Origin of the sequence: Actinomadura litoris, from assembly GCF_009733595.1 — a bacterium.
In the GTDB taxonomy this organism is placed as follows: domain Bacteria; phylum Actinomycetota; class Actinomycetes; order Streptosporangiales; family Streptosporangiaceae; genus Spirillospora; species Spirillospora litoris.
This window is the reverse complement of sequence record NZ_WOFH01000003.1, coordinates 71,261-90,663: the sequence shown is the minus strand read 5'-3', so window position 1 is coordinate 90,663 and position 19,403 is coordinate 71,261. Positions and strand designations below refer to the sequence as shown.

Annotated in this window: 16 protein-coding genes; 7 read left to right on the top strand and 9 right to left on the bottom strand. The window is 70.5% G+C overall.

All coding sequences use genetic code 11. From position 1 onward, the window contains the following. Window positions 1-202: 202 nt before the first annotated feature. From GNZ18_RS08490 to GNZ18_RS43585, 4 genes are all read left to right on the top strand, one after another. The gene (locus tag GNZ18_RS08490) at window positions 203-1,519 is read left to right on the top strand and encodes a PTS transporter subunit EIIC (RefSeq protein ID WP_156215726.1); all 1,317 of its coding nucleotides are present in this window, start codon (window positions 203-205) and stop codon (window positions 1,517-1,519) included. Window positions 1,520-2,029: 510 nt separating this feature from the next. Beyond that, on the top strand, window positions 2,030-2,770 hold the full coding sequence (locus GNZ18_RS08485; protein ID WP_214618420.1) for a GntR family transcriptional regulator: 741 nt from the start codon (window positions 2,030-2,032) through the stop codon (window positions 2,768-2,770). Between the two features lie 21 nt (window positions 2,771-2,791). Continuing rightward, the gene (locus GNZ18_RS08480; RefSeq protein ID WP_156215725.1) at window positions 2,792-4,165 is read left to right on the top strand and encodes a PTS transporter subunit EIIC; all 1,374 of its coding nucleotides are present in this window, start codon (window positions 2,792-2,794) and stop codon (window positions 4,163-4,165) included. A 515-nt stretch (window positions 4,166-4,680) separates the two neighbouring features. Next, complete coding sequence (locus GNZ18_RS43585; protein ID WP_156215724.1) at window positions 4,681-5,250, top strand: Rv3235 family protein; 570 nt, start codon at window positions 4,681-4,683, stop codon at window positions 5,248-5,250. A 68-nt stretch (window positions 5,251-5,318) separates the two neighbouring features. Here the strand turns inward: GNZ18_RS43585 and secA are convergent, their stop codons facing one another. Next, the gene (gene secA, locus GNZ18_RS08470) at window positions 5,319-8,234 is read right to left on the bottom strand and encodes a preprotein translocase subunit SecA (RefSeq protein ID WP_312874382.1); all 2,916 of its coding nucleotides are present in this window, start codon (window positions 8,232-8,234) and stop codon (window positions 5,319-5,321) included. A 182-nt stretch (window positions 8,235-8,416) separates the two neighbouring features. Here secA and GNZ18_RS41935 point away from each other — a divergent pair, with 182 nt between their 5' ends. Continuing rightward, window positions 8,417-8,875: an HGxxPAAW family protein gene (locus tag GNZ18_RS41935; RefSeq protein ID WP_246249547.1), complete on the top strand. Its 459-nt coding sequence runs from the start codon at window positions 8,417-8,419 to the stop codon at window positions 8,873-8,875. 163 nt (window positions 8,876-9,038) lie between these two features. Here GNZ18_RS41935 and GNZ18_RS08460 read toward each other — a convergent pair whose 3' ends face one another. The 6 genes from GNZ18_RS08460 to GNZ18_RS08435 all read right to left on the bottom strand — a co-directional run bounded on the left by GNZ18_RS08460 (window position 9,039) and on the right by GNZ18_RS08435 (window position 15,292). After that, a complete protein-coding gene (locus GNZ18_RS08460) occupies window positions 9,039-10,235 on the bottom strand; it encodes a winged helix-turn-helix domain-containing protein (RefSeq protein WP_308166111.1) in 1,197 nt (398 codons plus the stop codon). 63 nt (window positions 10,236-10,298) lie between these two features. Next, window positions 10,299-11,327 carry a maleylpyruvate isomerase family mycothiol-dependent enzyme gene (locus GNZ18_RS08455; RefSeq protein WP_156215723.1) on the bottom strand — a complete coding sequence of 343 codons (1,029 nt, stop codon included), beginning with the start codon at window positions 11,325-11,327 and terminating at the stop codon, window positions 10,299-10,301. 267 nt (window positions 11,328-11,594) lie between these two features. After that, entirely contained in the window at window positions 11,595-12,362 is a 768-nt protein-coding gene (locus GNZ18_RS08450; RefSeq protein WP_443611957.1) for a response regulator, read from the bottom strand. Between the two features lie 913 nt (window positions 12,363-13,275). Next, window positions 13,276-13,773 (bottom strand): nuclear transport factor 2 family protein, encoded by a 498-nt coding sequence (locus GNZ18_RS08445; RefSeq protein WP_156215722.1) that lies wholly within the window; start codon window positions 13,771-13,773, stop codon window positions 13,276-13,278. Between the two features lie 187 nt (window positions 13,774-13,960). Continuing rightward, window positions 13,961-14,575: a class I SAM-dependent methyltransferase gene (locus tag GNZ18_RS08440; protein WP_308166110.1), complete on the bottom strand. Its 615-nt coding sequence runs from the start codon at window positions 14,573-14,575 to the stop codon at window positions 13,961-13,963. A 156-nt stretch (window positions 14,576-14,731) separates the two neighbouring features. Then, entirely contained in the window at window positions 14,732-15,292 is a 561-nt protein-coding gene (locus tag GNZ18_RS08435; RefSeq protein WP_216651207.1) for a TetR/AcrR family transcriptional regulator, read from the bottom strand. Between the two features lie 123 nt (window positions 15,293-15,415). On the opposite strand from GNZ18_RS08435, the gene GNZ18_RS08430 reads away from it, so the two are divergent. Next, window positions 15,416-15,823 carry a nuclear transport factor 2 family protein gene (locus tag GNZ18_RS08430; RefSeq protein WP_156215720.1) on the top strand — a complete coding sequence of 136 codons (408 nt, stop codon included), beginning with the start codon at window positions 15,416-15,418 and terminating at the stop codon, window positions 15,821-15,823. Between the two features lie 236 nt (window positions 15,824-16,059). Continuing rightward, the gene (locus tag GNZ18_RS08425; protein ID WP_216651206.1) at window positions 16,060-16,656 is read left to right on the top strand and encodes a hypothetical protein; all 597 of its coding nucleotides are present in this window, start codon (window positions 16,060-16,062) and stop codon (window positions 16,654-16,656) included. Between the two features lie 398 nt (window positions 16,657-17,054). Here GNZ18_RS08425 and hpf read toward each other — a convergent pair whose 3' ends face one another. Both hpf and GNZ18_RS08415 read right to left on the bottom strand, forming a co-directional pair. After that, window positions 17,055-17,690: a ribosome hibernation-promoting factor, HPF/YfiA family gene (gene hpf, locus GNZ18_RS08420; RefSeq protein WP_312874381.1), complete on the bottom strand. Its 636-nt coding sequence runs from the start codon at window positions 17,688-17,690 to the stop codon at window positions 17,055-17,057. Window positions 17,691-18,724: 1,034 nt separating this feature from the next. After that, on the bottom strand, window positions 18,725-19,393 hold the full coding sequence (locus tag GNZ18_RS08415; RefSeq protein WP_156215718.1) for a ComF family protein: 669 nt from the start codon (window positions 19,391-19,393) through the stop codon (window positions 18,725-18,727). Window positions 19,394-19,403 lie beyond the last annotated feature (10 nt).

Here is a 19,403-nt window from a genome sequence, read left to right as displayed (position 1 = left end):
ATCATGTGCTCAGCGCTGATCAGTAGTGATGCCATTGGAGCGCGCTCTCTGTGACGCGACGATCGCGGAACGTCGCCGCCGGGGCGTACAGGTCTAGTCCGGACTAGACCAGTACGCACCTTATCCCACCAATCGGAGCCAGCTGAAGACGTCGGCCCGAACTCGTCCGGGTTCGGGTCGTCTCGGGGGAGGTCATCCGCCCATGAGCACCACGGCCGAGGCCGGAGGGATGCGCGGGGCGTGGTCCGCCACGTTCGGGGTGCTGCAGCGGATCGGCCGCAGCCTCATGCTCCCCATCGCCGTCCTGCCCGCGGCGGGCATCCTGCTGCGCCTCGGCCAGGACGACCTGCTCGGCGTCGACGGCCTCGGCTGGGACCGGATCGCCGAGGTCTTCGCGGCCGCGGGCGGCGCCCTGCTCGACAACCTCCCCCTGCTGTTCGCGGTCGGCGTGGCGATCGGGTTCGCCAAGAAGTCCGACGGGTCCACCGCGCTCGCCGCCGTCGCCGCCTACCTCGTGTTCGACCGCGTCTCCAAGGTGATGTTCTCCCACAGCGGCGAGCTCAAGGGCACCGTGGTGGAGATGGTCCGCCAGGAGGACGGCTCGCTCAAGGAGACCATCGGCTACGGGCTGAAGAACCCGACCCAGGTGCTCGGCGGCATCGTCGTCGGCCTGATGGTCGCACTGCTCTACCAGCGCTTCTACCGGGTGAAGCTGGTGTCGTGGCTGGCGTTCTTCGGCGGCCGCCGGTTCGTCCCGATCGTCTCGGCCGGGGCGGCGCTGGTGCTCGGCGTCGTCTTCGGCGTCGTGTGGCCGACGCTCGGCGGCTGGATCGACGACTTCGGCGACTGGCTCACCGGCCTCGGCGCGCTCGGCGCCGGGATCTACGGCGTCTCGAACCGGCTGCTGCTCCCCTTCGGCCTGCACCACATCCTGAACTCGCTGATCTGGTTCGTGTTCGGCACCTACAAGGGGCCGGACGGCGTCGTCCACGGCGAGATCAACCGCTACCTCGCGGGCGACCCGCACGCGGGCACGTTCCTCGCCGGGTTCTTCCCGGTGCTGATGTTCGGCCTGCCCGGCGCCGCGATGGCGATCTGGCGCTCGGCGGCGCCGCACCGGCGCGGCGCGGTCGGCGGCCTGATGATCTCGGCGGCGCTCACCGCGTTCGTCTGCGGGGTGACCGAGCCGATCGAGTTCTCGTTCATGTTCGTCGCGCCGCTGCTGTATGTGATCCACGTGCTGCTCACGGGTATCTCGATGTACGTTCTGGCGGCGGCGGACGCGCAGCTCGGGTTCAGTTTCTCCGCCGGGCTGATCGACATGCTGTTGAACGCCACCAAGGACAACACGCGGCATTTGTGGCTGGTCGTGGCGCTGGGAGTGGTCTACTTCTTCCTCTACTACGCGGTGTTCATGTTCGTGATCAAGAGGTTCGACCTGCCCACACCGGGCCGCGAGCGGGAGGAGGACGCACCGTCCGAAAGCGACGCCGGGCAGGCCCCCGGACCGGCCACCTGACCTGCGCATTCATTCGATCTTGAGAGGATGGAGCCGTGACCTGCTCGTTACGGATCTGTGCATTGACATGTCTTTCCCCAATGTGGTCTAGTCCGGCCTAGACCAGTACGAACCAAACTGAATCACAACCGAAACCCCCATCCCATCCCTAGCATTACGCACCGGACGACGTCCGGCCTGGTCACATCCGTTTGTGCGCCCGGTCCGGCAACCCCTGCCGGTCGCACCGACCCGGTCGCGTTCGGGCCCGGCCACCGCCGGGCCGCTCACGCGTCCGCGCCGCCACCCGCGCGCGCGTCCCGGTTTCCCTGACGTTTCAGGGATGTGCGCAGGCGTTGGAACGGTTCAGGACGTTCGGGGGACGCGTTCGGGGGGACGTACCCCGGGCTCGGACCAGCCCGAGCCGCCCGGGGCGCTCCCGGGCCGTCCGCCCGTCGAGCCGCCGCCCGTCCGACCGACCATCCGTCCGCCGACCCCGTCGCTCCGGCCCCGGCCATCGAGGACTCCCCCGTGACAGCCATCGATCCGCACAGCCCGGTACCGAAGTACTTCCAGCTCCGCGCCATCCTGCTGGACCTGATCGAGAGCGCCGAGCTGCCCGTCGACGCGCCGATCCCGTCCGAGCGCGAGCTGTGCGTCCGGTACGAGCTGTCGCGCATGACCGTCCGCCAAGGCGTCGACCAGCTCGTCTCCGAGGGGCGGCTCTACCGCGTCCCCGGCAAGGGCACGTTCGTCGCCCGTCCCAAGATCGAGATGCCGCTCCGGCTCGTCTCCTTCACCGAGGACATGCTCAGCCGCGGGCTGCGGCCCGGCGCCGTCGACCTCGACCGCCGCACGGTCCCCGCCGACGCCCGCCTCGCCCGCATGTTCGAGGTCGAGCCCGGCACCGAGATCCACGTCATCGAGCGGCTGCGGACCGCCGACGGCGAGCCGATGGCTCTGGAACGTGCCCATATCCTCGCCTCGCTCGCCCCCGACCTGCTCGACCGCCGGCTCGCCGACCGCTCCCTCTACGGCGTGCTGGAGGCGGTGTACGGGCTGGTCTTCGACGCGGGAGACCAGACCATCGACGCCAGCCTCGCCGACGCCGCCGACGCCCGGCACCTCCAGATCGCCCGCGGCAGCGCCGTCCTGCTGCTGCAACGCCGCTCCTACACCGGTGGCATCTGCGCCGAACTCGGCGTCTCGACCTACAGGGCGGACCGCTACCAGATCCACACGGCCCTCGGAAACCCCCCGCCGCACTCCTAACCCCCTGAGGAGGAACCCCCGATGACTTCGACAACCGTGGACGCGGGCGCGCCGCGCCGAGGGTCGAGCATCCTCGCGGTGCTCCAGCGGATCGGCCGCAGCCTCATGCTGCCGATCGCGGTCCTGCCCGCCGCGGCCCTGCTGTTCCGGCTCGGCCAGAAGGACATGCTGGGCGCGGACGGGCTCGGCTGGACGCGCGTCGCCGAGGTCGTCGGCGGCGCGGGGCAGACGCTCTTCGAGCACCTGCCGATGCTGTTCGCGGTCGGCGTCGCCATCGGGTTCGCCAAGAAGTCCGACGGCTCCACGGCGCTCGCCGCGCTCGTCGGGTACCTCGTCTTCGACCAGGTCACCAAGATCATGTTCTCGCACTCCGCCGACCTCAAGAGCAGCGTGCTGATCACCAAGGTCGACGAGGGCACGACCAAGCAGGTCATCGACTTCGGCGCGACCAACCCCACCGACGTCCTCGGCGGCATCCTCATCGGCGTCGTCGCGGCACTGCTCTACCAGCGCTTCAACCGCGTGAAGCTGCCCACCTACCTGGCCTTCTTCGGCGGCCGCCGGTTCGTCCCGATCATCACCGCGGTCGCCGCCCTCGGCATCGGCGTCGCGATCGGCTTCATCTGGCCCGTCTTCGGCACCTGGCTGACCGACTTCGGCGACTGGATCACCGGCGCGGGTGCGCTCGGCGCGGGCGTCTACGGCGTCGTCAACCGGCTCCTGCTCCCCTTCGGCCTGCACCACATCCCGAACTCCCTGATCTGGTACGTGTTCGGCGACTACAAGGGGCCGGACGGCGTCGTGCACGGCGAGATCAACCGCTACCTGGCCGGCGACCCGCACGCGGGCGGCTTCACCGCCGGGTTCTTCCCCGTCCTCATGTTCGGCCTGCCCGGCGCCGCCCTCGCCATCTGGCGCGCGGCGCCCCCGCACCGCCGCCCCGCCGTCGGCGGCATCATGATCTCCGCCGCGCTCACCGCCTTCGTCACCGGCGTCACCGAGCCGATCGAGTTCGCGTTCATGTTCGTCGCGCCTGTCCTGTACGCGGTGCACGTCGTGCTGACCGGCATCTCCATGGCCCTGATGGAGGCGGCGGGCGCCCAGATGGGCTTCGGCTTCTCGGCGGGCGGCATCGACATGCTGCTGAACGCGTCCAAGGACAACACCAAGGGCCTGCCGCTGATCATCGGGCTGGGCGTCCTGTACTTCTTCGTCTACTACTTCGTGTTCAAGTTCCTCATCGTGAGGTTCGACTTCGCCACGCCGGGACGCGAACCCGAGGGCGAGGAGTCGGTGGCCGCCGATCCGACCACCAACCCCGAACTGGCCGCCGGCGCCAAGCCCGCGCGCGACCCCGACCGCAGATCGCCCCAGGACTCCCCCGCCTCCGGCTGACCCCGAGAGCCCCGGACCTCCCACGACCCCTCCGGGACTCTCCCTCCACGCGGCGGCGGGGCGCTCCACCGCCCCGCCGCCGCCCTTTCCGCACGAATATCCGGTGATATTTAGGGATGCGGAACTGGCCGTATGTGGCCAGCATGTATTTTCTCGGCCGCTCAGGACTCCTTTTCTCGAACCGATTCGAGGAGGTAGCCGTGGGCCGACGCCCCGTCCAGCCGGTGTCCGCCGTTCGCATCGTCCGCTACACGCCCGTCCTGTCGTCCGCCCGGTGGCGGGACGGCGGCGGATCGGCGTCCAGCACGGCCTCAACCGGGCGGAGCGGACCCGGCGCGGCGCGGCCCGTATCCGAGGTGCCTTCGGGGCCTTCTACGGCGGAACGTGTATCTGGCGCGCCTTCCGAGTGGAGGCCCTCCCAGGCCCCGAGTACGGACGGGGCGCTGGCGCTCAACCGGGCGCCGCTGCATGCGCGGACGCCGCGTCCGCTGCGCCTCGTCCAGCCGGGTGAGAGCGTGGAGACGGAACTGCGCGCACGCGCGGAGGCGACCGTGCGCATCGTGCTGGACGTCCTGGCCGGAGCACGCCCGGCACACCGGCTCTCCCAGGTGGCGGTCCCGGCGGTCTGCCAGGAACTGGAACGCCTCTATCCGCCCACCGCAGGCCGCACCGCCCCGCCGGGTGCCCGCCGGGAGGGCCGCGCCGCGCCACCGCGCGACGCTTCTCCGGGGCGCGCCGACCCGCCGGGGACCATGCGGCCCGGACGCGCCGCCGGACCGCGCGCCACCGCTCTGAGGCGCGCCGTCCCACCGGGGGCCGCCTCACCCGGACGCACCGACCCGCCGGGCGCCGGGCTGCCGAGGCGGGCCTTGCCGGGAGGGGGTGCCGTGCCGACGGGGAGGGTTCCCGCGGGGCGGGTTGTTCCGGCTCGGGTGTTGTCGAGTTGGTTGCAGCGGCCCGCGCCGGGGGTCGCCGAGGTGGGGGCGGTGGCCGTCGTGGCGGGCCGGGTGCGGGCGCTCGCGCTCCGGCTCGAACTGCACCGGGGGCGCTGGCGCTGCACCGCCGTGGAGACCACCGGGCCGTGACGCGGCGTCCCCCTGAATGCGAGAACGGCCTCCCGGACCAGGTCCGGGAGGCCGCTCGCGATCACGTGCTACTTGTTGCGCGGGTCTCCGTGGCAGCGCTTGAACTTCTTCTTCGAGCCGCAGGGACACGGGTCGTTGCGGCCGACGCCCGCGTAGGGGTCGTCGGTCTCCTCGCTGTGGTGCTCGACACCGCCCTCACCGTCGACCGTCGGGGCCGAGTACTCCAGCTTGGACGGACGGTTCGGCTTGTCCAGCCCCTTGGCCTTGATCGCCGGGGCCTCGTCGACGGCGAGCTGGTCCACCGGGACGTCGTCGGCCTCCTCGGCCTCCTCCACGTCCTCGTCGGCGGCGACGTCCTCGTCCACGGCGAGCTTGCCCTCGGGCGCGGACTTGGCGACGGAGACGGGCGCGGCGCCGACCGCGGGGGCCTCGGGCTGCTCCTCGATCTCGACCTCAAGGTTGAACAGGTAGCCGACCGACTCCTCCTTGATGCCGTCCAGCATCGCGTTGAACATGTCGTAGCCCTCGCGCTGGTACTCCACCAGCGGGTCGCGCTGCGCCATGGCCCGCAGGCCGATGCCTTCCTGGAGGTAGTCCATCTCGTAGAGGTGCTCGCGCCACTTGCGGTCCAGGACCGACAGCACGACGCGGCGCTCCAGCTCCCGCATGACGTTGGAGCCGAGCTCCTCCTCGCGCTTCTCGTAGGCGTCCTGCGCGTCGTCGCGGATCTTGGCGGCGAGGGTCTCGGCGTCCAGGCCGGAGATGTCGCCGTCGGCCGCGTCCTCGACCAGCTCGTCCACCGTGATGGAGATCGGGTAGAGCTGCTTGAACGCCTTCCAGAGCTTGTCGAGGTCCCAGTCCTCGGCGAAGCCCTCGCCGGTGGCGCCCGCGACGTAGCCGTGCACGACCTCGTCGATCATCCGGCGGACCTGGACCTGAAGGTCCTCGCCCTCCAGCACCTTGCGGCGCTCGGCGTAGATGACCTTGCGCTGCCGGTTGAGGACCTCGTCGTACTTCAAGACGTTCTTGCGCATCTCGAAGTTCTGCTGCTCGACCTGGGTCTGCGCCGACCTGATCGCGTTGGAGACGATCTTGGACTCGATCGGCGTGTCGTCCGGGATGTTCAGCCGGGTCATGATCGATTCGACGCGGGCCGAGTTGAACAGCCGCATCAGGTCGTCTTCGAGCGAGAGGTAGAACCGCGACTCGCCCGGGTCGCCCTGGCGGCCGGACCGTCCGCGCAGCTGGTTGTCGATGCGCCGCGACTCGTGCCGCTCGGTGGCGAGGACGTAGAGCCCGCCGGCGTCGACGACCTCCTCGTGCTCGCCCTTGACGGCCTCCTTGGCCTTCTCCAGCGCCTCGGGCCAGGCCTCCTCGTACTCCTCGGGCGTCTCCAGCGGGGACAGCCCGCGCTGGTGCAGTTCGAGGTCGGCGCGGAAGTCGGGGTTGCCGCCGAGCATGATGTCGGTGCCGCGGCCGGCCATGTTCGTCGCGACCGTGACGCCGCCCTTGCGGCCCGCCTCGGCGACGATCGCCGACTCCTGCTCGTGGTGCTTGGCGTTCAGCACCTGGTGCGGGATGCCGCGCCGCTTGAGCATCTTGCTCAGCTTCTCGGACTTCTCGACCGAGGTGGTGCCGACCAGGACCGGCTGGCCCTTCTCGTGCCGCTCGGCGATGTCGTCGACGACCGCCTCGAACTTGGCCTGCTCGGTCTTGTAGACGACGTCGGCGACGTCCTGGCGGACCATCGGCTTGTTCGTCGGGATCGGCACGACGCCGATCTTGTAGGTCTTGTTGAACTCGGCCGCCTCGGTGTCGGCCGTACCGGTCATGCCGGACAGCTTGTTGTAGAGGCGGAAGTAGTTCTGGAGGGTGATCGTGGCGAGCGTCTGGTTCTCGTCCTTGATCGACACGCCCTCCTTGGCCTCGATGGCCTGGTGCATGCCCTCGTTGTAGCGGCGGCCGTGCAGGATGCGCCCGGTGAACTCGTCGACGATCAGGACCTCGCCGTTCATGACGACGTAGTCCTTGTCGCGCTTGTACAGCTCCTTGGCCTTCAGCGCGTTGTTGAGGAAGCTCACCAGCGGCGTGTTGACCGAGTCGTAGAGGTTGTCGATGCCGAGGTAGTCCTCGACCTTCTCGACCCCGGCCTCGGTGATGCCGACCGTGCGCTTCTTCTCGTTGACCTCGTAGTCGCCGGGGCCGTACTCGTCGACCTGGCCCGCGGTGCTGATCAGCTCGGCCCGCTTCAGCCGCGGGACGATCTTCGCGAACTCCGAGTACCACTTGGAGTTCTGCTCGGCCGGACCCGAGATGATCAGCGGGGTCCTGGCCTCGTCGATCAGGATGGAGTCGACCTCGTCCACGATCGCGAAGTTGTGGCCGCGCTGGACGCACTCCTCCAGGCTCCAGGCCATGTTGTCGCGCAGGTAGTCGAAGCCGAACTCGTTGTTGGTGCCGTAGGTGATGTCGGCGTTGTAGGCCGTGCGGCGCTCGTCCGGGGTCATCTGCGGGAGGATGACGCCGACCTCAAGGCCGAGGAACTGGTGGATGCGGCCCATCCACTCGGCGTCGCGCTTGGCCAGGTAGTCGTTCACCGTGACCACGTGCACGCCGTCGCCCTCAAGGGCGTTCAGGTACGCCGGGAGGACGCAGGTCAGGGTCTTGCCCTCACCCGTCTTCATCTCCGCGATGTTGCCCAGGTGCAGCGCGGCACCGCCCATGATCTGGACGTCGTAGTGGCGCTGCCCGAGCACGCGCTTGGCGGCCTCACGGGCGGTCGCGAACGCCTCGGGGAGCAGGTCGTCGAGGGTCTCGCCGTCGGCGAGGCGCTCTCGGTACTTGTCGGTCAGCTCGCGCAACTCGGCGTCGCTCATCTCGAGGAAGTCGTCCTCGATCGAGTTGACCTGATCCGCGAGCTTCTTGAGCTTGCGCAGGGTTTTTCCCTCGCCCGCACGAAGGATCTTGTCGATGACTGGCGGCACTCTCGAAGACTCCTTGCAGATCGTGGGTCACCGCTCCTGGCGGCGCGCACACCACACGTACGATGCCCATCGTAGGCGAGATCCAGAATGGTCTAGGTCACTCCGCAACGCAATCCACAGAACGTTCCGTTTGACCGTTCGGGTACCGGATAGGTCTCCGACGGCACGGAAGGGGAGGCCTGGTGTCCGAAGAACCGCAGACAGGAGAGCCGTACGGCTCTGAGGGATCCGACTCGCGCGGGGCGCGCCGTCCAGGTGGCGGAGGGTCACGAGCGTCGCACACCGGGGAGTCGAACGGCGCGGCGCGAGCGGAGTCGCACGGCTCCCACGCCGGGCGGCCGGGTTCGTGGGTCGCCGTCACGATCATCTTCGCGGGGTTCGTCGTCGGCGGCGTCGCGATCTGCCTGGGACCGGCCTGGATCATGTTCTACGTCGGTGTCGGGATCATCGTCGTCGGCATGATCGTCAGTGGCCTCGTCCACCTCTTCTCAGACGTGGTGGTGGACGCGCCCCGCGTCATCCCCGAGATCGTCGACTACTCGCTGTTCGGCTCGCGCTCGGACAAGCGGCGCGGCGGCGAGCAGGGCGAGGCCATCGACCGTCCCATCGCCACGGACCCGCAGCAGACACCGCACGGCTGACCTGGCCGTACATCGGACCGCCGGAGCGGGTGGCGCACGCCGCGCCACCCGCTCCGGCGGTCCGGCCGGCGGGCCGGGCGTCTTCGGCGTGTTCCGGCCAGCGGCGGCCGCACGCCGATGGCGCCTTCCGGCCAGTGGCGGAGGTTCTGGCCGGTGGCGGCCCCTAGCCGGTGGCGGCGGACTTGAGGGCGGCGTCGAGGAGGGCGCGGTCGACGCCGTCCGGGACGATCCGCTCGACGCGCACGTCGTCGCATCCGACCCAGGAGGCCGCGCGCCAGAGCGCCGTGGCGAGGGAGGCCGCGGCCGTCTCCGCGCGGGGAGCGGTCCTGACCGCCCAGGGCTCGAAGGTCACCTGCCGGGCGATGAGCGTGCCTCCCTCCCTGGCGGGGTCGACGCGGCCCAGGATGCGCCCCCCTGCCAGCAGCGGCATCGCGAAGTAGCCGTGCACGCGCTTGGCCTTGGGGACGTACGCCTCCAGCCGGTGGTCGAAACCGAAGACGCGTGAGGCACGGGCCCTGTCCCACACGAGGGAGTCGAAGGGCGAGAGCAGCGTCGTCATGTGCCTGCCCTTGGGCGGGACCTCCAGCGCCTGGGGGTCGGCCCACGCGGGTTGCGTCCATCCCCGCACCGACGCCCTGACGAGGCCCGTCGCCTCGATCACCCGGTCCACCTGGTCTTGCCGGACGCGGTAGTAGTCGGCGAGGTCCCCCCGCGTCGCCACGCCGAGGGCCCTGCCCGCGCGAGCGACGAGCGCCGTCAGGCAGGCGTCGTCGTCCGGCTCCCGCATGCGGAGCTCCTCCGGGACGGCCCGCTCCGCCAGGTCGTACACCCGCCGCCAGCCCACCCGCTCCACGCAGACGGCCTCGCCGATGTCGAGCAGCCACTCGATAGCGATCTTGTGGTCGCTCCAGTCCCACCATTCGGAGCTGGCCTTGGCGCCGCCCAGCTCCTTCGTGGTGAGCGGCCCGTCCGAGCGGAGCCGTGCCCGGATCTGGTCGCAGACGCCCTCCGGAACCTTGTGCCAGCGCCAACCCCGGCTCCGGTACGCGCGGCGGCGGAACTCGAACAGCGGCCAGTCGGCCATCGGGATTATGGACGCCGCGTGAGCCCAATACTCGAATGCCCCATACGTGCCATTGCCCCAATAGGCGGTCTCGATCGCGTTCCGCCCCACCGGGCCGAGCCGGGCATAGGGAATCAACTCGTGGGACCGTGCCAGAACCGAGATCGTGTCCAGCTGGACGGCCCCCAGCCTTTCCAGCATGGCGGGCACACCGCCCTTGGGCCGGGCCCCCAGGAACCCCTGGGCCCGGAGTTGCAGCCGCCGTGCCTCGTCCGCGCTGAGCTCTACCTCGTCCACGTCCGCGATGCTAGGGCACGACACCGACAAAAGGGGAATGCCGGTCGCGCGACGGGCCCGGTGTCAGGGGCCGGCGAAGGCGGAGGCGGCGGCGAGGATGCGGCGGCCCAGCGGCACGTCCCCGCCCACGTCGACCCGTATCTCGCCCGGTCGCAGCCGTTCCGCGGCGAGAAGGCAGAAGTCCATCGTGTCGAGCGCGAGCGTCACGGTCGGCTTGTCGGGGGCGGACGGGCCGAGCGGCAGATGCCAGGCTCCCCCGCCGGGGCCCCTCAGATCGACGTGGACGCTCTCGCCGGCCGCGGCCCGCCCCTCGCGCAGCGCGAGCGCCCCGGGGAGCGCACGGACGCCCAGGGTCGCGATCGCGTGCAGATGCTCGGGCGGCGGCGGGGGCAGCGAGTGGCCGGTCGCCGTCGCGATGTCGCGGGCGTGGACCCAGGTCTCGAACGCGCGGGCGACCACCGCGCTGTCCGTCCGCATCGGGAACTTGAGGACCACCCGGATGGCGGCCGCCTCCTCGTCCAGGCGCGCGCACAACGCGTCGGCCTGGGCGCGCCAGGACACCCGCGTCTCCTCGTGGCCGCGTCCGCGCTGCTCGTCGATGACGAGGGCCGTGCGCGCGTCCACGTCCCGGGCGTCTGCCCCCTGCGCAGGTTCGGCACGTGCCAAAACGGGGGCGCCGTCCTGCGTGTTCAACTGCTCCGCCAGAAGGGAATCGGTGGCGGACAGGTGGGCGACGACGTCCTGGACGGACCAGTCGTAGATGACGTTGGTGGACCACGCGCGCCGCGACAGCTCCGCCAGCAGCGCGTCCAGCATCGACACCAGCGCCGCGTAGGGCGCCGCATAGGACGGGACGGAGGGCGCCACCGGCCGCCGCCGGGCGCGTGCGCCCGCGAGGGTCCGCTCACGCAGGGACGCGCCGGGCCGGACGCCGTCGAGAAGACCCGCGACGCCACCGAGCAGGAGGCTCTCCTCCATGCAGGCGGGACAGTGCGGGACGTGGCCCATGACGAGCCGCGTCTCCTCGTCCGAGCACGCGCCCAACGCCCAGGAGCCGAGCAGGGACGCGACGTGCTCGTGCACGGGGCTCATGGCGTGATCCCCCTCTCCGCCAGCGTCTCGGCGACGCGGCGCGGGGCCGTCCTGACGCGCGGTCCCGCGGTGCCCTCCGCCGGACCGAACCAGGCTGCCACCCGACCGTACGTGCGCCGGGGGAAATAGGCCAGCACGACCGCCTCCCGCAGGGCGCTCAAAGGGGCCGCCACCGCGACGACCTCCGCTCCTGGGGACGCACAGGTAGCGCGGGCGTAACCTTCAGGACCGTGTTGTCGGACGGTTCCGGTCAGGTGCGCCCAACCTCTAGGTGATCTCCAGAAGCTTCTCCCGGACGGCGTAGACGACCGCCTCCATCCGCGAGTGCAGCTGGAGCTTCTCCAGGATGTTGCGGACGTGGTTCTTCACGGTGTTCTCGGAGATGAACAGCTCCCGGGCGATCTCCCGGTTGCCGAGCCCGCGCGCGACCAGCCGCAGCACCTCCATCTCACGTTCGGTGAGACGCGGCGCCGGCACCTGCTGGGTGCGCTCCTCGCTGCGCTTGGCGAGCGCGGCGAACTCGGTGATCAGCTTGGACGCCATCGACGGGCTGATCAGCGACTGCCCGCCGTGGACGGCGCGGACCGCCTGCGGCACCTCGTCGATCGAGATCTCCTTGAGCAGGTAGCCGCTGGCCCCCGCCTTGATCGCCTCGAAGAGGTCCTCCTCCTCGTCGCTGATGGTCAGCATGACGATCTTCGCGCTGGGCGCCGCGTCCTTGATGGCGGTGCACGCCTCGATACCGCTGCGGCGGGGCATCCTGATGTCCATCAGCACGACGTCCGGCAGCAGGTCGCCGGCCATCTCGACCGCCTCGTGCCCGTCGCCGCCCTCGCCGATGACCTCGATGTCGTCCTCGCCCTGCAGGACCATCTCCAGACCCCTGCGGAACAGCGCGTGGTCGTCGACGATGAGCACCCGGATCGGGTCGGCGGCCCCGGCCGGACCCGCCGCCTCACGGGCGGCGGGCGTCGCACCGGCGCCGGCCTGACGGGGTACGGCCGCGGCGCCGCGAGCCTCGGGTTTCTCGCTCACCTGAGTCGCGGCGTGGAGGAGACGCCGCTTCCCCCCTTCGCTGTCAATGATCTGTACCGGGCCTGGACGAGCCCGGTTCCGGCACCTTACGGCCCTGGGTCGTCCAATTTCTTGCACTTGGGGGTCGCCCGGACCGCCGCGCCCCCGGAATCACTCCCGGGCGACCCACCGGCTCCGGGGTTGCCCCGGCTTGTACGGTTCGCTGGTCCAAGTGTCTTCTACTTGCGGGGCGACCACACCCCCTGACGCGCCCTGGAATCATCCGGATTTCCCTGGACGGCCCTGCCCGCGCGCCCCCGGGGGCGCCGCCCGCGCCTGTCGCCTCCGCAGGATGCCGGGTTCGCACGCTTCGCCCCGACCCTTGCCCGCGCCGGGGCGGCAGGGCACGCTCGGACCAGGAAAGGCTCGACCGATTCGATTCCCGGCGACGCGAAAATCGCCGGCACCCACCTCACCCAAACCGATTCACCTCCCCGGCCACGGCCTAGAGCGGCTCGGCGGTTCTCGCACCCTTCGAAACCTCTGAAATCGGACGAGAACCGGAGCCCTATTCTTCGGAGTTTCCGGGCATCACGCGCAACGCCCGCCAAAGAACCTGATCACGGGCGAACCCCGCGCAACCTCAGGGATCGCGCCCGTCCACGAGTGAACTGCTGCGCCTCCAGAAAGGTTCCAGAGTTGACCGGAACCTTCCGGCACAAGCCGCTGACCAGTGCTCACGCCCGCCCGCAGGAGCCGCCGCAGCGAGGTCCTCCCCCTCAACCGTCAGCGACCACTCCGACACACCGGTGGGCGGCCTTGACCTCCAATGGCGATCATCCGGGAACTCGAAAGCCCCCGAATTCTCCGCGGAAGGCGCTCGACCCGTTCTGACGAAAAACGATGCCAGCACCCGGACGCCGCGACGCGCACCTCACCCGATGGAAACTTCGCCTTCCCCGCTCGGCCCCGTCCAGCCGCACGCCTCAACGATGGCGGCTTGGTCCCAGTAGAAGGGACGGCATTCGAGCATGCGCCCGTCCCGGACCCTGATCTGCTGCAGGATCAGAGTCTCGACCTCCCGGCCGGTGGCCCGGGCCCGGAACCGCACCCGATTGCGCACCACGACGGTGCCGCCGTCGCCCCAGTGCTCCTGCTCCAGGAACTCCATCGATTCCCAGACCTCGCTGAAGCGGGTCAGAAAGCGTTCCAGGCCGTCCCGGCCGCGCCACGTCCCGGTGCCCGTGAACGGCAGGCCCGGAGCCTGGTGCAGCACCACCTCCGGATCCAGACAGGCGGCCGCCGGCCCATAGTCGGCCTTGCCGTACCCGCCTGCCGCCACATACGCCGCCTCGGCCGCGTAGAACTTCTCCATCACCGCCCACGCGTCACCTGACACGTACCGGTCTTCCACCGAAGGCCCCATGCCCATCGTCTGCTCCTCTCACCGCAGTCACGCCCGGAACCCCGTCCACCCCAACGCGGTTGCACCAGCGGCCACACGAGGCCGCGGTGAATCGGAACTCCGACGAACGTTCGGCAGCCGCCGCGATGACGTGACCGCCCATCGCCGCCGAGCACGCCCCACCCCCAGAGGCCACCGCTGTGAGGCGCTGCCATTAGCGGACGGGCTTCTCCCACGTCAGCGAGTATCGATAGAGGATGTGGCGCTGGTAACGCGAGCCCGGCAGCAGCCGCCGCGCCGCGGTCCGCACCTGCCCGTAGCTCATCTGCGGATTGGCGACCGGCATTCCGTCCGGGCCGTGCGCGCGCCGCAGCACCTTGATGACCCGGACGACCGGGGCGACCGCGATCGACGCCGCCCAGTCCGTCGGGCTGCTCTCCCGAGCCAACCCGACCACCACCAGCGTGCCGCCGGGGCGCAGCAGCTCGCGCATCCGGGTCAGGGCCGCCTCGAAGTCCATGTGATGGATCGCGGACACCGAACAGATGAAGTCATAGCCCTCGTCCAGCAGATCGGCGGTGAGGAAGTCGCCCTCGACAAAGGCCAGATCCGGCTCCCCGGCAGCGAGCCGGCGAGCGTGGGCGACCATCCTCGGCGAACTGTCGACACCGGTCACGCGCTTCGCCTTCCCGGCCAGCTTGCGCACGAGCAGCCCGTCGCCGCAACCAACGTCCAGCGCGTCGCCGCACCCCTCCGGAACGGCGCGCAGAATGCCGGGGTGACGGGCGACGTTGGTGTTCCAATACGGTTCCAGATCCGCCTGACGCACCCGCTCACCGTAAAGGGCACACCCCTGCGACCGCGCCCCGCGTAACAAGCACCCGCGCCGTGCGTAACAAGCACCCGCGGCCCCGCCAGCCAGCGCGGCCGCGACAAGACGCCATCCGCCCTGGACCCGCCCGTCCCCCGATCACCGTCCAATGGTTCAGCCGGGCCCGCTGAAGCCGTGGCGAAGGATGTCGAGGAGGCGGCGCGCCCGGCCGACATCGGTCTCCGAAACAGCGACCGCGTTGGCGAGCGCCAGCACCTCGGCCACGGCGAGGTCCCCGCGAACGGCGCCCGCCTCCTGGGCGCGGGAGAGCAACCTCTCCGCGGTCGAGGTCAGCGAGGCGTGCCAGCGCTCGAACAGCGCGGTGCGCCGCTCGCCGTCGACACCGGCGAAGGCCGGCGTCCGCCTGGTGGCCACGTGGACGACGAAGTCTTCCAACCAGGTGAAGAGGGCCTCACCGGGATCCGGTTCGCGTAGGAGAGCGGCGCCTCGGTCGCAAAGCGCGGCGATCTCGTCGGCGTAGACCGCCGTGAGCAGGTCACCGCGCGTCGGGTAGTGCCGGTAGAGGGTCGCGTTGCCGACCCCGGCGCGCCGGGCCACCTCGTCCAGGGCGACGTCCGGTCCGCGCTCGTCGAAGAGCTCCCTGGCCGCCGCCACCAGCAGCCGGGCGTTCCGCTCGGCGTCCGCGCGGCGTGCCCGCCCGGAGGACGGCACCACCCCTGCCTCCCTTGGTTGCTAAACGGGGACTTCCCCGCTTACCTTACTCGTGACACTAAGCGGGGAGCTCCCCACTTCGTTCCCAACGAGGTCGAGGGACGGCCGCCCCGGTCTGGAGGAGCGATGACGTTCACCGCCGACGACCGCACCGCGATCACCGAGCTGATCTCCATGCACGGCCACCTATGCGACAGCGGCGAACTGGACCGACTCGACGAGGTGTTCACTCCCGACGTCGTCTACGACGTCTCGGAGTTCGGTCAGGAGCCCTTGCTGGGCGTCGCGGCCTGCGCCGCCGCCGGACGCGCGCTGGGCGAGCTCAACCCGGTCGGCCACCACGTCACCAACATCGTCCTCAGCGAGATCGCCGACGACCGGGTACAGGCGCGGTCCAAGGGGATCGGCGTCAACGCCGACGGCACCGCCGGGAGCGTGACCTACGAGGACACCGTCCTGCGCACACCCCAAGGCTGGCGGATCGGCCACCGAAAGATCCACCCCCACCGCAAGCCCCTAGGCCGCCAAGCCTGACCCGCAAGACCCATCAAAACAGCGAGACGGTCCTTTGATCGGTGAGATCGTCCGAGGAGGGACCAGGGCTCCGGCGCCGCGGCGCTCGCCCTCGCGGGCGAACTCGACGCGGCCCGGCGGATGCCCGTTGCCGCGTTGGAGGCGGAGGTCGACGCCTCCTGGCTCGCCGCATTGGCGCGGGTCGGCGCCTGCCTCGAACAAGGCCACTCGGTTGAGCGGCCGAAGGGAGCCGCCGCGTGGCCGGCCGCAACGCACACGAACGACCTGCCCCCGACGAGCATCAGCGATTCGCTCAGTACCTGCGGGACCTGGCTATCCTCCGCGCGGCGGAAGAAGCCGACCTGGTAGCCGGCGTCCTACGCGACCCGGACCAGGCGATGGCGCAATCCGCGGTGGTCCGCCACTTGGACCACCGGGCGGCAAGCCTGCTTCCGCTCCCCGACGAGCGGTTCGAGGACTGTGCGCACACCATGGCCGGTCAGATCAGCGAACTGGACTTCCTCACACGCCGCCTGCACGAGTGGACCCTGCTGAGATCGATCACCATGGGCGGACGCTGGGCCGCAGAAGAAGTCACCACCGCATCCGACTGGTTCCAGCGCAATGCCGTCGAGACAGTGACCGCACCCGCCGTCCTCGCCCTGCTCACCGGCACAGGACGAACACGACGCGCCCGCGCTACCGCCCACCGCCGGCGCAATGCCGTCGAGACAATGACCGCACCCGCCGTCCTCGCCCTGCTCACCGGCACAGGACGAACACGACGCGCCCGCGCTACCGCCCACCGCCGGCTACGTCGGCGAGACCGGCCACCCGGCTGGCCTGATCCATAGTTCTTGACGTGCGGCCACAAAAGGAGGGGAGATCTCCGAACCCGCTAGATCGCCACTTCGGACTGACCTGCGGACGGGGCGGGGCGCACAGCCCCGACGCACGGGGGGGGTTCCAGGCGTCCCAGAGGTGCCGTGCGGACCCGCCGGGACCGCGCTGCGACGGCCGCCGCTGGGCCGCCCCCGAGGGCACGGGCTCGCCCTCAACCCACTACCGGGGCGCCGTGGCTCGGCGTTTGTTGAGGTTCCCCGCGGCGGGCCTGGTCCTCGGCTCGGGCGAGGCGCTGGGGTGTTGCCGGCGCGGGTCGGTGGCGGGGTTGAGGATCCGTACCACGCGGCCCGCGCCAGCGTTGATCGATGGGGTGGGGATCGGTTCTTCGGGATCGTTGCGCGGCGGGGTGTTACTCCTCGACGAGCCTGATGACCCCGTAGTCCCAGCCGCGTCTGCGGTAGACGACCGAGGGGTGGCCCGTGGCCTTGTCGCGGTACAGGTAGAAGTCGTGGCCGACGAGTTCCATCTCGAAGAGGGCCTGCTCGATGCCCATCGGCTCGGCCTCGTGGAACTTCTCGCGGACGACGATGGGGCCGTCGCCCTCCATGGGGATCGGGACGATGTGGTCGTCTTCCGAAGGCTTCTGGGCGGCGGGCTCCTTGGCCGGTGCCACGGGTGCCTTTTCGAGCGGGGGCTCGGGAAGCGGTTCCGCCGGGGTGAGCTTGGCGCGGGCCTTGCCGCCGTGGGCCTTGCGCCGCTCGCCGTCGCGGCGCAGCCGCGATTCGAGCTTGTCGAGCGCCAGGTCGAGGGCGCCGTAGCGGTCGTCGGCGGCGGCCTCGGCGCGGATCACCGGGCCTCGGGAGCGGATGGTCAGCTCCACCCGTTCGCGCTGGTCGGCCAGTCGTGGGTTACGTTCCTCGGACACCTCCACGTCCACGCGGATGACCTTCTGGTTCAACCGCTCGATCTTGGCCAGTTTGGTGTCGACGTGCCGGCGGAACCTGTCGTTGATGTCGGTGTGCCGGCCCCTGACGATGATGTCCACGCGGGACCCCCCTTCTCCCGATTGCGTTGCCCACCCGAGCCGGAGCCATGCAGGCTCCGGTCGGGCTCCACAGGACGATGGGTCGCACCCGCCCGGCCGACCTGGTCTTCGTCCCCACATCCGCCTGCTGAGGGGCTCGCGGCGCTCTCGCCACTACTGCCCTTCTCCCGGTTCGAAGGATGTCGGATCCCTCGACGGGGCAGGACTTACCTCTAAGGCGCACCGTGATCGGTCGACGAGAAGTCGCCTTACGTGGGCCGTTTCGCCTGCGCCTGGCATCGGCTAGCCGGATCGTCTGCCGTGCTCCTGATGAGCACTGCGATCCAGCGCAACCACGGACCCGGGCGGGTGCCATGTCAGGAACGCTAACCCCTTCCGCCACGAATGTCAGGGGGGTGAGCCGAGGAAATACTCACTGACCGTCATCGGTGGCCGTCGCAGCGCGGTCCCGGCGGGTCCGCACGGCACCTCTGGGACGCCCGGAACCCCCCGTGCGTCGGGGCTGCGCGCCCCGCCCCGTCCGCAGGTCAGTCCGAAGTGGCGATCCAGCGGGTTCGGAGATCTCCCCTCCTTTTGTGGCCGCATTGTGACGTCTGTTACCTCAAGTTGCAGCTCAGGCGTTGGCAGCGGGGCATGAGACGACTACGAACAGTGATTGACGGTTGCGGTCGGCTTGTCGTTCCGGGGCCCGCAGGGCCAGCGCGACGGTCGCTCTGGACTGGAATCGGTCGCGGTGGGCGGGGGCGAGGCGTCAGCGAACAGCAACCTCACCCCAGGGGCCCTCGACCACCTTCGCGAAAGGGGGGTGCCCTCCTCTTACATACGGTCCCGATCCGACTACTCCCGCGACACCCGGTGGCTCGTGCACGAGGGTGCTCCTCTCTTACAGGTGGTCCCGATGTTGCGTGGCAGCGCCGGGCGGGCTTGTAGGCCGGGTGTGCTCGCGCCGGCCGCCGGCTCTGCCGCGGGAGTCCCTTCGTCGTCTCTTCTTTCGCGTCCCCGTGCGCCCGCCCGCTACGCGTTGCGAGGGGGCCCTACCACCTTGGGCTTCGGCGTGGGGTCGCCGCCAGCGTGGCTGCGGCGGTCACCTCGGCCCCGGCCGCCCGCAGGGCTCTTGCGGACTCGGCCAGGGAGGCGCCGGTGGTGATCACGTCGTCGGCCAGCAGGACGCGGCATCCGGCCATGTCGGTCTTCGGGGTCACCTCCAGGGCTCCGGACAGGTTCGCCGCGCGCTCGGCGGCGCTGAGACCCGCCTGGTCGTTGGTACGGCGGCGCTGACGGAGCGCCGATGCCTTCGTTGCGTTCAGGCCGTTTGCGCGGAGGTGTTGGAGCGCCGCGTCCACCACTCCGCCCAGGGGGTCGTGGCCGCGTCTGCGGTTGGCGCGGCGGCTTGAGGGCACCGGGACCACGATCAGCGGCACGCCGGTCGGGGCGGCGGCCTGGATCGCGTGTGCCAGTGCCCGGCCTAAGGGATCGGCCAGCGGGGTACGGCCTCGTTCCTTGTAGTTGGCCAGAACCATCTGGACGGAGCCCTCGTAGTGCGCCACCGTCCACGTGGACGGGACGCCCGCCGGGGCGCGGACCGGGCGAGGAGCGCCGGAGAGGGGTGCGGCGCAGGCGTCGCACAGGAGGGCCGGGGCCTTGCCGCAGCCCGCGCAGAGGTCGGGGAGAAGCAGGTCGATCAGGTCGCGGAAGAAGTTCATGCCCACGACG